General features: G+C 68.5%; 13 protein-coding genes. 4 read left to right on the top strand and 9 right to left on the bottom strand.

Annotated elements, in window-relative coordinates; translation table 11 throughout:
- Positions 1 to 167 precede the first annotated feature (167 nt).
- Positions 168 to 1,538, top strand: a complete 1,371-nt coding sequence (locus VI08_RS16995; protein WP_052698035.1) for a serine hydrolase domain-containing protein — start codon at positions 168 to 170, stop codon at positions 1,536 to 1,538.
- On the opposite strand, the gene VI08_RS16990 is transcribed toward VI08_RS16995, so the two are convergent.
- Entirely contained in the window at positions 1,529 to 2,185 is a 657-nt protein-coding gene (locus VI08_RS16990) for an HAD-IA family hydrolase (protein WP_045830814.1), read from the bottom strand. The two genes, VI08_RS16995 and VI08_RS16990, sit on opposite strands and share 10 nt — an antisense overlap.
- A gap of 29 nt (positions 2,186 to 2,214) precedes the next feature.
- Positions 2,215 to 2,871: a TetR/AcrR family transcriptional regulator gene (locus VI08_RS16985; protein ID WP_198148987.1), complete on the bottom strand. Its 657-nt coding sequence runs from the start codon at positions 2,869 to 2,871 to the stop codon at positions 2,215 to 2,217.
- A 102-nt stretch (positions 2,872 to 2,973) separates the two neighbouring features.
- Between VI08_RS16985 and VI08_RS16980 the strand changes: the two genes are divergently transcribed.
- Complete coding sequence (locus tag VI08_RS16980; RefSeq protein WP_198148986.1) at positions 2,974 to 4,524, top strand: MDR family MFS transporter; 1,551 nt, start codon at positions 2,974 to 2,976, stop codon at positions 4,522 to 4,524.
- A gap of 3 nt (positions 4,525 to 4,527) precedes the next feature.
- Here the strand turns inward: VI08_RS16980 and VI08_RS16975 are convergent, their stop codons facing one another.
- Positions 4,528 to 5,268, bottom strand: coding sequence for an alpha/beta fold hydrolase (locus tag VI08_RS16975; protein WP_052698034.1), 741 nt, complete (start codon positions 5,266 to 5,268; stop codon positions 4,528 to 4,530).
- 27 nt (positions 5,269 to 5,295) lie between these two features.
- Positions 5,296 to 8,379: a discoidin domain-containing protein gene (locus VI08_RS16970; protein ID WP_045830812.1), complete on the bottom strand. Its 3,084-nt coding sequence runs from the start codon at positions 8,377 to 8,379 to the stop codon at positions 5,296 to 5,298.
- Positions 8,380 to 8,555: 176 nt separating this feature from the next.
- Between VI08_RS16970 and VI08_RS21855 the strand changes: the two genes are divergently transcribed.
- Together VI08_RS21855 and VI08_RS16965 are read left to right on the top strand one after the other, a co-directional pair.
- Positions 8,556 to 8,735 carry a hypothetical protein gene (locus VI08_RS21855; protein ID WP_232309582.1) on the top strand — a complete coding sequence of 60 codons (180 nt, stop codon included), beginning with the start codon at positions 8,556 to 8,558 and terminating at the stop codon, positions 8,733 to 8,735.
- A gap of 64 nt (positions 8,736 to 8,799) precedes the next feature.
- On the top strand, positions 8,800 to 10,152 hold the full coding sequence (locus VI08_RS16965) for a family 43 glycosylhydrolase (protein ID WP_052698033.1): 1,353 nt from the start codon (positions 8,800 to 8,802) through the stop codon (positions 10,150 to 10,152).
- Here VI08_RS16965 and VI08_RS16960 read toward each other — a convergent pair.
- From VI08_RS16960 to VI08_RS22095, 5 genes are all read right to left on the bottom strand, one after another.
- Positions 10,134 to 10,976, bottom strand: a complete 843-nt coding sequence (locus VI08_RS16960) for a class I SAM-dependent methyltransferase (protein WP_045830811.1) — start codon at positions 10,974 to 10,976, stop codon at positions 10,134 to 10,136. The two genes, VI08_RS16965 and VI08_RS16960, sit on opposite strands and share 19 nt — an antisense overlap.
- The gene (locus VI08_RS16955; protein ID WP_045830810.1) at positions 10,976 to 11,374 is read right to left on the bottom strand and encodes a VOC family protein; all 399 of its coding nucleotides are present in this window, start codon (positions 11,372 to 11,374) and stop codon (positions 10,976 to 10,978) included. The genes VI08_RS16960 and VI08_RS16955 overlap by 1 nt, the downstream gene beginning before the upstream one ends.
- 45 nt (positions 11,375 to 11,419) lie before the next feature.
- Positions 11,420 to 12,022 (bottom strand): GspH/FimT family pseudopilin, encoded by a 603-nt coding sequence (locus tag VI08_RS21060; protein WP_052698032.1) that lies wholly within the window; start codon positions 12,020 to 12,022, stop codon positions 11,420 to 11,422.
- Positions 12,013 to 12,450 carry a type IV pilin protein gene (locus tag VI08_RS16945; protein ID WP_045830809.1) on the bottom strand — a complete coding sequence of 146 codons (438 nt, stop codon included), beginning with the start codon at positions 12,448 to 12,450 and terminating at the stop codon, positions 12,013 to 12,015. The genes VI08_RS21060 and VI08_RS16945 overlap by 10 nt, the downstream gene beginning before the upstream one ends.
- Position 12,451: 1 nt before the next feature.
- On the bottom strand, positions 12,452 to 12,887 hold a 436-nt coding region (locus VI08_RS22095), incomplete at its 5' end, for a hypothetical protein (RefSeq protein WP_045830808.1).

Here is a 12,887-nt window from a genome sequence, read left to right as displayed (position 1 = left end):
GGCTCCCACAAGAGCGGCGGGTTACCACAAGAGCGGCGGGTTCCTGTGGGAGCCGGCTTGCCGGCGATGCTTTTTTGTCCCACGCCCCACGCCGTTCGTCCCAGCGACGCCCCAAACACCACCGACGGCCCACCAGATTAGCTCCAAGCCCAACGGAGCCCGCCGCCATGCGCAAGACCCCCATCATCGCTACCGCCCTCGCCGTCTCGCTGGCCGGTGCCGGCTGGGCCATCGCCCGGCCCGACCAGGCCTTGCGTGTCGCCGCCGGGGTCGCCGCGCACCATGTGTGCTCGATGGTTTTCGTCGGGCAGCAGGATCCGGAGGCGATCTTCCGGGAGCTGGTGAGGCCGATGATCGGCAGCGCCGGCGCGGCGCTGCTCTCGGTGCACGTGGACCGGCCGGCACGGCGGGTGGCCGTCGACGGCCTCGTGTCGACCCTGGCCACCGCAAGCTACACGCCGGGCTATGGCTGCCGCCTCGACCTGCCCGGCAACGTCGCGTTCACCGCGGCCCCCGCCGTCACACCCGCCGTCGACGACGGCTTCGCGCCGCCCAAGGCGGTAGTGACCGACAAGCCGGCCGTCGCCATGGCCCTCGACCGGGTGTTCGACGAACGCCCCGGCGACGCGCCGAAGGCCGTCAAGGCCGTCGTCATCGTGAAGGATGGCAAGGTGGTGGCGGAGCGCTACGCCCCCGGTTACGGCATCCACTCGCCGCTCATCAGCTTCTCGGTCGCCAAATCGTTCACCAACGCGCTGCTGGGCCTGCTGGTACACGACGGCAAGCTCGACGCCACGCGGCTGCTCGACCCGCCGGAGTGGCGCACCCCCGGCGATCCGCGTGCCGCGATCACCATCGAAGACCTGATGCGCATGCAGAGCGGCCTTGCGGCCGAGGAAGCGGAGTCCGCGTTCAGCCCCGTGGCGAAGATGGAGTTCCTCAACGCCGACATGGCCGGCTTCGCCGCGGCGCAGCCGGCAAAAAAGGCGCCCGGCAAAACCTTCGAATACACCAGTGCCGATACCGTGCTGCTCAGCCGCCTGGTCGGCGAGACGGTGGGCGGCGGCGCCGCGGGGCTGCGCGCCTTCACCCGCCAGCGCCTGTTCGCACCGCTGCACATGGGCGACGTGACGATGGAGTTCGACGGCAAGGGCACCTTCATCGGCTCCACCTATGTCTACACCAGCGCCCGTGACTACGCGCGTTTTGGCCTGTTGTATCTCAACGACGGCAAGGCACCCGACGGCACGCGCGTGTTGCCCGAAGGCTGGGCCCGGTGGTCTCGCACCTCGATGCTGGGGGCACCCTACGGCGCGGGCTTCTGGACGAACGATGGCCCGAGCGACGTGGCCCGCATGCGCGTGCAGGGTGGCTTTCCGAAGGATGGCTATTTCGCCAGCGGCACGATGGGCCAGCGCATCTACATCGTGCCGTCGGCGCACCTGGTGATCACCCGGTTTGGTTATTCAGCGCCGCCGGCCTACGGCATCGAGGACGACGTGGGCCTGATCAAGGCCGCGATCGATGCCTACCGCTGAAAGGCGCTGACCAGCCCGGGCATGCGGTCGATGACCGCCACGGCCCCGGCCTGGTGCACGTCGAGGGCCTTCGGGTAGCCGTAGCTCACCAGCACATAGGCCACCCCGGCATCCTGGGCGGCCAGCATGTCGCTCTCGGAATCACCCACCATCAGCGTCTTCGCCAGGGGCACGCCGGCCGCATCGGCCAGGTGCTTCAGCGGCACGCCGCTGGGCTTGCGCTGCGGCAGCGTGTTGCCGCCCACGATGCCATCGATGTACGGCAGCATGCCGCGGGCCTCGAGCAAGGGGCGCACGAATTCTTCGTTCTTGTTCGTGCACACGGCCAGCTTCACGCCTTGCGCGTGCAGCGCGGCCAGGGTGTCGACCACGCCGTCGTAGGCGATGCCGTCGAGCGCGGTCTCGGCGTAATGTTCCAGGAAACCCGGCATGACCTTGTCGATATCGGCGTCGCTACCCGCTTCGCGGAACGCGTAGGTGATGAGCTGGCGCGAGCCTTCGCCGATCCAGCCGGTGATCTGCTTCACGTCGTAGGTGGGCAGGCGCCAGTCGCGGAGCGTGCGGTTCACGGATTCGGCGATGTCGGCGGCGCTATCCACCAGCGTGCCGTCGAGGTCGAAGATGACGAGGGAGTAGGGGAAGGCCAAGGCCGTGCTCCGCGGGTAAAACCCCGATTCTACGCCTTCACGGGCCCCAGCCCGTGGCCGAGCAGCGCCATGGCGTGGCGGCGGATGGTCTCGCGGTCGACATGCTTGCGCATCGGGTCGTCCTTCCACTTCCGCCGCGCGGCCATTAGCAGCATGGTGAGCGACATGATCGAGGGCATGATCAACGCCGCGTCCAGGTCGGCGTGCAGCTTGCCCTCGGCCTGCCACTCGCGGATGCGGGCGTGGAAGGCCTCCTGCATCTTGTAGTCCACCTGTTTCTTCATGTGCTGGCGGAATGAGTTTTCGTCCGTGAGCAGGTCGCCGAAAAAGATCGGCGCTATCCAGCTGTGCTCCTCGGCCACGTCGACGAAGCGCTCGGCCACCTTGACGAAGGCCGTGGCGGGGTCGCCGGCATAGGCCTGGAAGATGGACTCGACGTGCTTGCGCATGGGCACGATATGCGCCGCGTGGACCTCTTCGAACAGCTGCTCACGTGTCTTGAAGTAGTAGTGCACGGCGGCCGGGGTCATGCCGGCCTCGCGGGCGATGGCGGCCAGCGTCGTGCCGGCGTAGCCAAAGCGGGCGTACAGGCCCAGCGCGATCTCGATGAGGCGGGCGCGCTGGTCCACGCCATCGGGTTGGGCGGAAGGGCGGCCCGGCGGGCGGCCACGGCGGGGTTTGGTCACGGAACTCATCGCGAATGAATAGCACGCTAGCGGGCCATTGCGTTGCGACCCATTGCCGCATATATTAACTGACTACTTAATTAATTAACAGGCCCGCCGCCCGTGACCGTCGCCCACCGTACCGAACCCGCCGAGACGCCCAACGCGGTCGTCGAGCCCAGCCTGGCGCCGGTGCCGCAGCAGGTATCCCTGCGGATCCTGTTCCCGGCGCTGATGCTGGTCATGCTGCTGGCCGCACTCGACCAGACCATCGTGTCCACGGCGCTGCCCACCATCGTGGGCGAGCTGGGGGGCCTCAACCAGCTCTCGTGGGTGGTCACGGCCTACCTGCTCACCTCCACCGTGGTCGTGCCGCTGTACGGCAAGTTCGGCGACCTGTACGGCCGCAAGATCGTCCTGCAGACCGCCATCACCATCTTCCTCATCGGGTCGGTGCTGTGCGGCCTGGCGCAGGACATGACCATGCTGATCCTGATGCGTGCGCTGCAGGGGCTGGGCGGTGGCGGCCTGCTGGTGATCACGATGGCGGCGATCGGCGACGTGGTGCCACCCGCGGACCGCGGCCGCTACCAGGGGCTGTTCGGTGGCGTGTTCGGCCTGGCCACGGTGGTGGGGCCGCTGCTGGGGGGCTTCATGGTCGACCACCTCACCTGGCGCTGGATCTTCTACGTGAACCTGCCGCTGGGCATCCTGTGCCTGGTGGTCATCGCCGCGGTGTTCCACCCGCACACGCGCCACGTGAAGCACGCCATCGACTGGTTCGGCGCCGGCTTCCTGGCCACCGCGCTCAGCTGCCTCATCCTGTTTACGACCGAGGGCGGCACGCAGATGCCGTGGGATTCGTTCGCGCTGTGGACCATCCTGTTCATGGGCCTGGTAGCGGTGGCCGGCTTCATCTACGAAGAACGCATCGCCAGCGAGCCCATCATCCCGCTACACCTGTTCAGGCACCGCACGTTCCTGCTCTGCAGCCTCATCGGCTTCTTCGTGGGTACGGCGCTGTTCGGCTCCACGACCTACCTGCCGCTGTACCTGCAGGTGGTGAAGGGCGTCTCGCCCACCGGTGCCGGCCTGCAGCTGCTGCCGCTGATGGGCGGCGTGCTGGTGAGCTCGATCGTCGCGGGCCGCATCATCAGCCGCATCGGCCGTTACCGCATGTTCCCGATCATCGGCACGTTCATCGGTGCGGTGGGCCTGGTGTTGCTGGGCAGCGTCGCCGATACCGATCCGCTCTACCTCATCTACGTGTACGCCGGCATCCTGGGCCTGGGCATCGGCATGGTGATGCAGGTGCTTATCCTGGCCACGCAGAACAGCCTGGACATCAAGTACATGGGCGTCGCCACCTCCGGCGTCACGCTGTTCCGTTCCATAGGCGGCTCGGTGGGCGTGTCGGTGTTCGGCGCGCTGTTCACCCAGGGCCTCCAATCCCGCATGAAGGACGACATCCCGGCCAGCCAGGTGGGCCCGCGCACGTTCTCGCCCGAGATGGTGGCGAAGATGCCGCCGGCGTTGCACGAGAAGTTCATCCACGCGTTCGGTGCGTCGTTGCACCTCGTGTACCACGTGGCGGCGGTGGTGGTGTTCCTCGGGTTCTGCCTCGCGTGGTTCCTGCGCGACGTGCCGCTGCGTGGCAAGGGCGCGAAAGCATGAGGCTCACTTCGCCCGCGTGAACACCTGCTTCGCCAGGGGCGTCCACGTCGTCCACGCGTGCTCACCAGGCCCTGTCACGACATGACCTGGGGGTATGGCCGGCAGGAGCAGTGGCATGTTGGGCGCGAACTTGTCGCCGGCACCGTAGGCCAGCCAGGCACGCGGGTCACCGCCGGGTTGCGCGGCCCACGCCTGCACACGCCGCCACATCTGCGCCTGCCAGTTCGCCGGGCCGGGCACTGCCGCGGCGGGCGCCTGCCATGCCGCCACGCCGCCGGCCCTGCGGATCGCATCGAGTGTCGTGTCATCGCCAAGGTAGGGCGAGAACAGCACCAGGCCATCCACCACGCCGGGGTGTGCGGTGTCGTAGAGCAAGGCCCCCATGCCACCCAGTGACGCGCCGGCCAGCCACACCTGCCGGTAGCCCTTGCCGCGTGCCGCTTCGACCAGGGCGTGGACATCGGGCACGGCCTTGCCGTCCTTGTAGAAACCCATGGTCAGCTCGACGAGCTCCACGTCGGCATCGCGCCACGCGCCCTGGATGGCACCGCCGATGCCACTCGCCTCCAGGGAGTCGAGGTTGTCACGGATGCCGGGGAGCACGATGACGAGGCGCGTGGCGGCCGTGGGCGCCGGTAGCACTTTGGTGGCGGGCGGCCGCGTGGTATCGCGCAGCGGATAGCAGCCGGCAAGGAGCAGCGCGGCGCCAAGCCATGTCATGCGGATGAAGGTGCGGGTATCCATGCTGCGCAGGTTCTCCCACGTCGTGTGTCAGTGGCGCGAACCCTCGTCGAAATGGGCCTCGAGGGTATGGAAGGGATGGTCGACACGGATGCCATCCGCATCCCACCCGGCGGCGGCCTTGCCGTCGATCTCGACGCTGGCTGGCCGCACGCGTCCTGGCCAGAACACCCGCACGGGGGTATCGGGTCGGATGCCCTTGTCGAGCGTGACGGTCAACACGCCACCGGCCCGCCGGGCCGCGACGTTCAGCGTGCCGAAGGCCACCGGCAGTTTCGATACCGCAAGGCCCGGGCCCTCGACCCACGCGGGCGGCACGCCCGGCAACAGGTAAAGGCCGTCGTCGGCCTCGCGCATCAGCATGCCGAACAGCGTGCGGGCGTATTCCGCGCCGATCCAGGTGTGCGGCATGTCGCCCAGGTACCCGGGGTGGCGCAGGCGTGAATGGACCACCTCGGCCCACATGTTCCATTCCGGCGGCCGGCGGTCGCGGACGATGGTGTCGAGCAGTTCGGCCGCATCCGCGGGCCGTTCGAGGTACACGTAGGTGAGCACGTTGCGCAGCTCGTAGGGCGTGTACGCGAACAGCGCACCGGGCTGCTCGCGCTTGCGCACATCCGCGAGGTAGCGGTCGAAGGTGCGTACCAGGGCGTCGCGGGGAAGCACGTCCATCTGCCCGGCCGGGTCGAGCGCGATCGACACGCTGGTGGGGTCGCCGTCGCCAAGATCGGCGGCGGCCGGCAGGGTATCGACACCCTTCCACGCCATGGTGGCGCGGATCGACGCACCGACCGATGCGCGCAGCGCGGCGTACTGCGTGCGGGCATAGGTGGCCAGTTCCTTGTCACCCCATTGCGCCGCCAGCCACGCGCCGTCGTGCCAGCCCTTCAGCGCCCACCAGTCGTCCCAGTAGCTGTGCGTGGGGCTCGAATAGCCTTCGTGGCTGATGGAGGGCGCGATGATGCCGTGGAAGCGTTGCGGCTGGGGCAGGTCGGCGAGGTAGCCTGGCACCATGGTCCGCTCGCGCAGTGCCTGCATGAAGTGCATGGCGGCGCGCACCTTGGGCAGGTAGCCACGCACCGCCTCGGGCCCGCCGCCGAAGCGCGCGACATCGGCCACCAGGTTGATGAATTCGCCCTGGCTGTCGTATTCGATATCCGAGCCGAAGCCGCGGTTCACCGTGCCATCGGCGTTGAGGATGGGCGAGACGAGCCCGTTCTCGTGCACCGCATGGCTGGCGTACCAGTCGAGGTAATCACGTGCGGTTTTCGTCTCGCCCATTCGCAGCAGGATCGATGCGGTCGCCGCGCCATCACGGATGAACGAACGGTTGTAGTTGCGCGGGCCCGCCTGCATCGCGTGGCCGGTCTGGTTCACGAGCATGTAGGCCGCCTGCGAGCGCAGGATGTCGACCAGGGACGCATCGGGCAACGCGAGGCCCACGCTCCCGAGGCGCACCTGCCATTCGGACGACACCTGCGCGGCGAGGCTGTCGAAAGCCGTTGCGGTGATCCTGGGGTCGTCGAGCGCGGGCGGCGGTGGCAACGCGCCATCGGCGTTCGCCGGCGCGTCGCCCAGTGGGAACGCCACGACGATGTCGCGGCTTGCGCCCGGGGCGAGGTGGACGTGGTAGCCGAGCGCGCCGGCGGCGAGGCCGTCCTTGTCGCTGGCGGTGGTGGTCGCCGGCAGCGTGCCCGCGGCGATGGCGCCGGTGATTTCCGTCGCGCCATGCTCGCCGAATGGCGCCGCCGCCATGGTGTCGGGCGGGGTAAGGGGCTTCAGCAACATGCGGCCATTGACGGCCACGGCCCCCGCGCCCACGGTGATATTGCGGATCGGCGAGGGGCCGCCGTTCTGCCACGGCGGGTTCACCTGCATGGGGCGCACGGCCAGGTACAGCGTGCCGTCGACGGGCGTGGCACCGTGGTTCACCAGCCGGTGGCGCAGCAGCACCACCGGCTGGTTAGTGGCCTGCCAGGCAATGGCTTCGGCGGTGACGTCGAGCGCTGGCGTGGCTTTCCAGCCGACCGATGGCATCGGCTTCCATCGATCGCGAAGCGCATGCGTGCGTGGGCCGTTATCCGCCACGGCCGCCTTGCCATCGGCGCCCCGCCAGATCGCCTGCACGAGCGGGCCGCCCTTGAAGGGCTCGATGTCACCGTACTCGTCGAAAATCGCTTTCTGCAGGCCCGCGGGCACGCCCACATCGGTCCAGTACACCTGCTGCATGTGCAGCGACGAGGGGAACAGCGCCGCGTTGGCGCGTGACGCGGCCACCTGGTAACGCTTCATCGGTGTCATGACGCGGGGCGGGCTCAGGAAACGCAGGCGCGCGATGGTGGCCGTGGCCGGCCCGGCGTCGAGGGCGAGGCGCAGGTCGGTGGCCGTGAATGGCTGGGCCGCGGCCAGGTACGAGGTTTGGCCTGCGCTACCGGGGTCCGCATCCATCGTTTGCCATGCGCCGCGCCCATCCCGGGCCTGCAGCGCCACGCCCGGGCGCGGGCCCTGCCATGCCACCTCGATGCCGGCGATATCGAGCGGGCGAGGCAGGTGGATGTCCACGTGCCGCCCAGCGGCGTTTGCCGCGACAACGCGAGGGTGCCCGTCGGCCCAGAGCGAAGCGCTATCGCTCGTGCCGGCGAGGCCGGACACGCGAGCCGCATCGGCGGCGGCGATGGGCTCGAACTCGAAGACGGAAACACCCCAGTCCGCCGTGCGCGCAGGCGCCGCGAGCCGCACGTAACGCGCCTCCTCGGCGGGGAAGACGAGGTATTCCACGCCACCGGGCGAATCGGTGACCGTATACACCGGGTGGAACGCCTTGCCATCCGTCGACAGCTCGATGGCGTAGGCGGCGGCGAAACCGCTATCCCAATGAATGCGTACGCCGCCGACCTTCGTGACGCTGCCCAGGTCGACCTGGAACCACTGGCCGGGGCTGAATGCGCCACCCCAGCGCGTCGCCTCGTCGCCATCGATGGCGTGCTGCGGCGCTAGCGCAGGGACCTGCTGCGAGGAACTGCTCGCATGCCACGCGGTGCGGGGCGGCAACCCTGCGGAAACTACGGGTGTCGCGAGCAGGGCCGCGACCATGGCCGGCAACAGGGTTCGCATGGCACGCCTCCTCTTCGAGGCTCTACAGGCTAGTCACGTAACGCCGTGAAACCCAGCCCCCACCGACTTAACGCAGGCTCATGTTCATGAATCCTTGCCGACCCGGGGCGGCAGGCCGGGTCAACTCCCTGCGGCCCCGCCTCGTTCTTGCGCCCGTTCCATCCCACAACGAGGTCATGCCCATGCGCTCCAGCGTCCGAATGCTCACTGTCGTGAAGACCGCCATCGTCGCGTCCTTGCTCGCGTTGACCCTGCAAGGCTGCGTCGTGCGGCCCGCCCGCGAGGTGCGCGTGGTAGAGCCGTGCCCGCCGGGTTCGCACCCGGGCCCGTACGGCCACCGCTGCTTCGCGAACTGATCGACCTTCGACAGCGGGTGCGTGTGGCAGACTCCTTCGCTTGCCCGAAGGAGCCTGCCACACGATGCGACGCCTGATCGCCCTGTTCGCCTGCGTGCTGCTTGCCGGCCCGTTGCTGGCCAGTACCGTGCGCAACGGTGCCCCTGGCACCTTCCGCCTCGACGACCAGGGCAACGCCATCGATGCACACGATGGCGACCTGCAATACTTCAACGGCCGCTATTACCTCTATGGCACGCAGTATGGCTGCGGCTACCAGTGGAACCAGAAGGGCACGCCGTTCTGTGGCTTCCGCGTGTACTCGTCGGCCGACCTTGCCCAGTGGCACGATGAAGGCGCGCTGTTCGATGCCGCCACGCCCGCCTGGCAGGCGCGGTGCGACGGCGGCACGTACGGCTGCTACCGCCCGCACGTGGTGTACAACGCCCGCACCCAACGGTACGTGCTGTGGATCAACAGCTACGACGTCGGCGTGGGTTACCACGTTTTCACCGCCCGCACGCCTACCGGCCCGTTCAACGAAGTGGCGCTGCCGCGTCTTGCCGTCAATGCCGGCTTGCCGCCTGGCCTGAACCATGGGGACCACGACGTGTTCGTGGACGACGATGGCACCGCCTACCTCGCTTACACCGATTGGCGCCGCAAGGGCGATATCGTGGTGGAGAAGCTCGACGGCGCCTATACCAGCGGGTCCGGCGCCTTCGTGCGCCTGGGCCTCACCGCCACCGAGGCACCGTCGCTGTTCCGTCGTGGCGGGCGTTACTACCTCACGTTCTCGGACCCCAATTGCGGTTATTGCGCGACGGGCACCTCGTACATGCGCGCTTCGTCACCGCTCGGGCCGTGGTCGGGCAGGGCGAAGATCAGCAAGGACTCCTGCGGGGGCCAGCCGGCCGACGTGGCGACACTGCCTGGCAAGGGTGCGGCGGTTTACCTGTACCAGTCCGATCGATGGGACCATGCCGAGCGCAACGAGGGCCTGGCCACGCATTACCAGGAACCGCTGCGCTTCGACGAAGCGGGCGGCATCGCGCCACTCGCCTGTGCCGCCAGCGTCGATGTACCGCTCGCGTCCCCGGCGACAGGTGCCACGGCGCCCGTGGCCATCGCGGTGCCCATCCTGCCCGGCAAGCCCGTGATGCAGGCGGTGCGGCAGGAAGGCGGCAACGGCGCCATCCGCATCCCGCTTTACCGGCATGGCGCAGGCGAAGGCGTGCTACACGCCACGGTGCGCATGCAGGGCGCGGTGGTGGCGACCCGTGATTTCCCGGCGGCATCGCTGAGCTGGTCGCCCCGCGTTGAAACGGTGACGCTGGCGACACCGGCACCGGCGGGCGCCCCGCTGACCGTTATGCTGGAAGCCCGCGGGCAGACGCCTGCCTTCGGCACCCTGCGGCTTCAGCCGCGGGTGCCGTAGACGCCGTCGAGTTCGGGCTTCGCCCGGAAACCGGCCTTGGTAAGCCGTGCAGCAACTTCGGCGGGCACATCGCGGCCCGTGGTCAGCTTGTTGGGGCTGCCGGTGTAGTGGAACAGCCGGCCGCCGCGGCGGATGACGCGCGCCAGTTCGTTGTAGAACACCTGCGAATACAACTCACCGGCGATGCCGAAACGCGGTGGGTCGTGCAGGATGGCGTCGACCGAGGCATCGGGGATGCCCGCGATCGCTTCGACCACATCCCCGTGGGCCAGCTGCAGGCGACCCGCCGCCTCGGCCGCGTCGGGATCGGGCGACCAGGGGTTGATCGTGCGCAACCACAGCACGTCGGGGTTTTTCTCGAACGACTGGATGCGCGCCACGCCCGCGTCGAGGCAGCACGCCGCGAAGTAGCCAAGGCCGCCGCACGTATCGAGCACCACCTTGCCGCGCGGCTCGACCAGCGCCACCTTGCGCCGGGCATCGTCCAGGGGTGATTCCCTGGACGTCGGCAACATCTTGATGCCGTCGATCTCGAAGGTGGGCACGCCCCATGCCGTGGGCACCAGCTTGATCAGGGAGCCTTCGAACCGTGACACCGGCTCGAAGGCCTCGCCATCCCATGCGTAAATGGTGCGGGGTTTCACCTTGCCGGGGTAGGGATACGACGCACCACGCCAGCCCCAGTGATCGTCACCCAGTGTGGCCGTGCCATCGCTGCGGCCGAGGTCGAGCGAGCCGCGCCATGTCGTGTCGCCCGCCTTCCGGGCGGCCCGCAACGCGTTCGCCGTGGTTTCGATTAGCAACGGCCCCTGGTAATGGGCCATCAGGCGGCAGACCCCGGCGTGCCGTGGAACACCGCTTCGATGTTGTGGCCATCCGGGTCGAGCACGAAGCCACCGTAATAGCCTTCGTGGTAATGCGAGCGCGGCCCGGGCGGCCCGTTGTCGCGCCCGCCGTTGGCCAGCGCGGCCTCGTGGAACGCATGGACAAGCTGCCGCGAACTTACGCGGAAGGCGACATGCACCGGCGGCTGGTTCGGCTCGCCCTTGTAGATCCAGAAATCGGCCTTGCCACCCTCGCCGAAGCCGGCGACATCGGTGCGGCCGGTGACCGAGGCGGGGAAGATGGCGAGGAGCTCGTAGCCGATGGCCGCGAGCACCGCCTGGTAGAACGCCTTGCTGCGTTCGAAGTCACTGACGGTGACGCCGGTGTGGTCGATCATCGGGGCTCTCCCAGCGGGGTTCAGGCCGGGCAATGTAGCGCAAAGTCAGGGCGTGCAGGCATCGCCCGCATTCAGCTTGGTGCCCGCGGTGGCCCCCGCGGTACTGATGCCGATGCGCGTGCCTGGCACCGCCGTGGTGTTCTGGCCCAGGGCGGCCGTGCCGGTGGTGACGGCGCACACGACGAACGCCATGGGCTGGCTGGCATTGGTTCGCGAGGCAAGCGGCACCAGCTGCCCTTGCTGGCCGAAGGTGACCACGGCCGCATCGGAGGCGCGCAGGGAGACCTGGTTCAGGCCCTGGTTTGCGCGCAGCATTTCCATGCCCTTCGACGCCGTGGCGTCGTAGGTATCGGTGGCGGCTGTCGTGGCGACCGGGTGCGCGTAGACGATCCAGCCCGTCTCGTAGGTGGCCGTGCCCGAACACGTGGCGGCATCGGCACTTGCGCAGAGCGATACATAGCTGGCCCGCAGCACCGCCTCGGCGCGCGCGTAATCCACCGCCGCCTGGAGGTTGTCGGCCGCGCTGCGCAAACGGTGGCGCTGGATGGTGCCCTTGAACGAGGGCAGCGCCACGGCGACGAGGATCGCGGCGATGGCGATGGTGACAAGCAATTCAAGGAGTGTGAAGCCGCGCGATTTCACCAGCATGCCCCGTTCGAAGTCTGTGTCGTGGGGGAGGGATTCTTCACCCCGGTATCCGTGATCGTCAGCGTCGTGCACACGTCCTTCGCCTGCGCACCGATGGGCGTCGCCGTGGCCAGGAACCCCTGCGCGGCGAACGTGTTCACCGTGGTGGCGGTCACGCTCGCCGTGTAGTAACCGCTATCGGATGTCGCCGTGGCCGTGCTGGCGAAACCGATGGTCTTGAGGTCCGCGTACTTGTTCTGCTGCGCGTAGTAGCGCTCCTCGGCATTGGCGATGGCCATCAGCAGTTTTTGCCCGTCGGCGCGGCGCGCGCGGAACGCATAGCGGTTGTATTGCGGGATGGCGATCGCCGCGAGGATCGCGAGAATGGCCACGGCGACCATGAGTTCGATGAGGGTGAAACCCCCGCTTGCCTTGGTGTGTATCCGCATCTCAGTACCCGGTGTTCAGGACACGCCACGAGCGGCGGCGGGCCGTGGGGATGCTGTAGCCCGGGGTCGCGCCGCTCGCGTTCACCTGGCCAGGCGGGTACGCCATGCCGCCGCTGATGCTGGCGGCGGTGCTGAGCGCGCCCGACGTGGCCGCGCCCGTGACGCGTGAGCCCGCCAGCGTGTAGCCATTGCCCAGGCTGTATGTCGACGTCCCGATCGATACGCCGTAGGCGGCGGTACCCGTCGCGCCATCCAGCGCGATGAGGGAGCCCGAACTGGATGTGGTGCAGGGGTCGTTGGCCGTGGGGATAAGCGTGCTGAACGATACCGTGTTTGAACTCGAGTCCAGCGCGGGGGTGACCACGACGCGTTCGCCCAGGGGGTTGCTCAGGTTGAGGTACCAACCCGACTTCGTGGCGGGCACGGCGTTGCTGGAC

Source organism: Luteibacter yeojuensis (assembly GCF_000964085.1).
Classification (GTDB): Bacteria; Pseudomonadota; Gammaproteobacteria; order Xanthomonadales; family Rhodanobacteraceae; genus Luteibacter; species Luteibacter yeojuensis_A.
Note: the sequence above shows the minus strand (reverse complement) of the source record. Positions and strands in the feature narration are given on the sequence as shown.

Bases quoted from the DNA above. Each gene is read 5' to 3' on its own strand.
- VI08_RS16995 (WP_052698035.1), top strand. From the start codon at position 168: ATGCGCAAGACCCCCATCATCGCTACCGCCCTCGCCGTCTCGCTGGCC.
- VI08_RS16975 (WP_052698034.1), bottom strand. From the start codon at position 5,268: ATGGATACCCGCACCTTCATCCGCATGACATGGCTTGGCGCCGCGCTG.
- VI08_RS16970 (WP_045830812.1), bottom strand. From the start codon at position 8,379: ATGCGAACCCTGTTGCCGGCCATGGTCGCGGCCCTGCTCGCGACACCC.
- VI08_RS21855 (WP_232309582.1), top strand. From the start codon at position 8,556: ATGCCCATGCGCTCCAGCGTCCGAATGCTCACTGTCGTGAAGACCGCC.
- VI08_RS16965 (WP_052698033.1), top strand. From the start codon at position 8,800: ATGCGACGCCTGATCGCCCTGTTCGCCTGCGTGCTGCTTGCCGGCCCG.
- VI08_RS16960 (WP_045830811.1), bottom strand. From the start codon at position 10,976: ATGGCCCATTACCAGGGGCCGTTGCTAATCGAAACCACGGCGAACGCG.
- VI08_RS16955 (WP_045830810.1), bottom strand. From the start codon at position 11,374: ATGATCGACCACACCGGCGTCACCGTCAGTGACTTCGAACGCAGCAAG.
- VI08_RS21060 (WP_052698032.1), bottom strand. From the start codon at position 12,022: ATGCTGGTGAAATCGCGCGGCTTCACACTCCTTGAATTGCTTGTCACC.
- VI08_RS16945 (WP_045830809.1), bottom strand. From the start codon at position 12,450: ATGCGGATACACACCAAGGCAAGCGGGGGTTTCACCCTCATCGAACTC.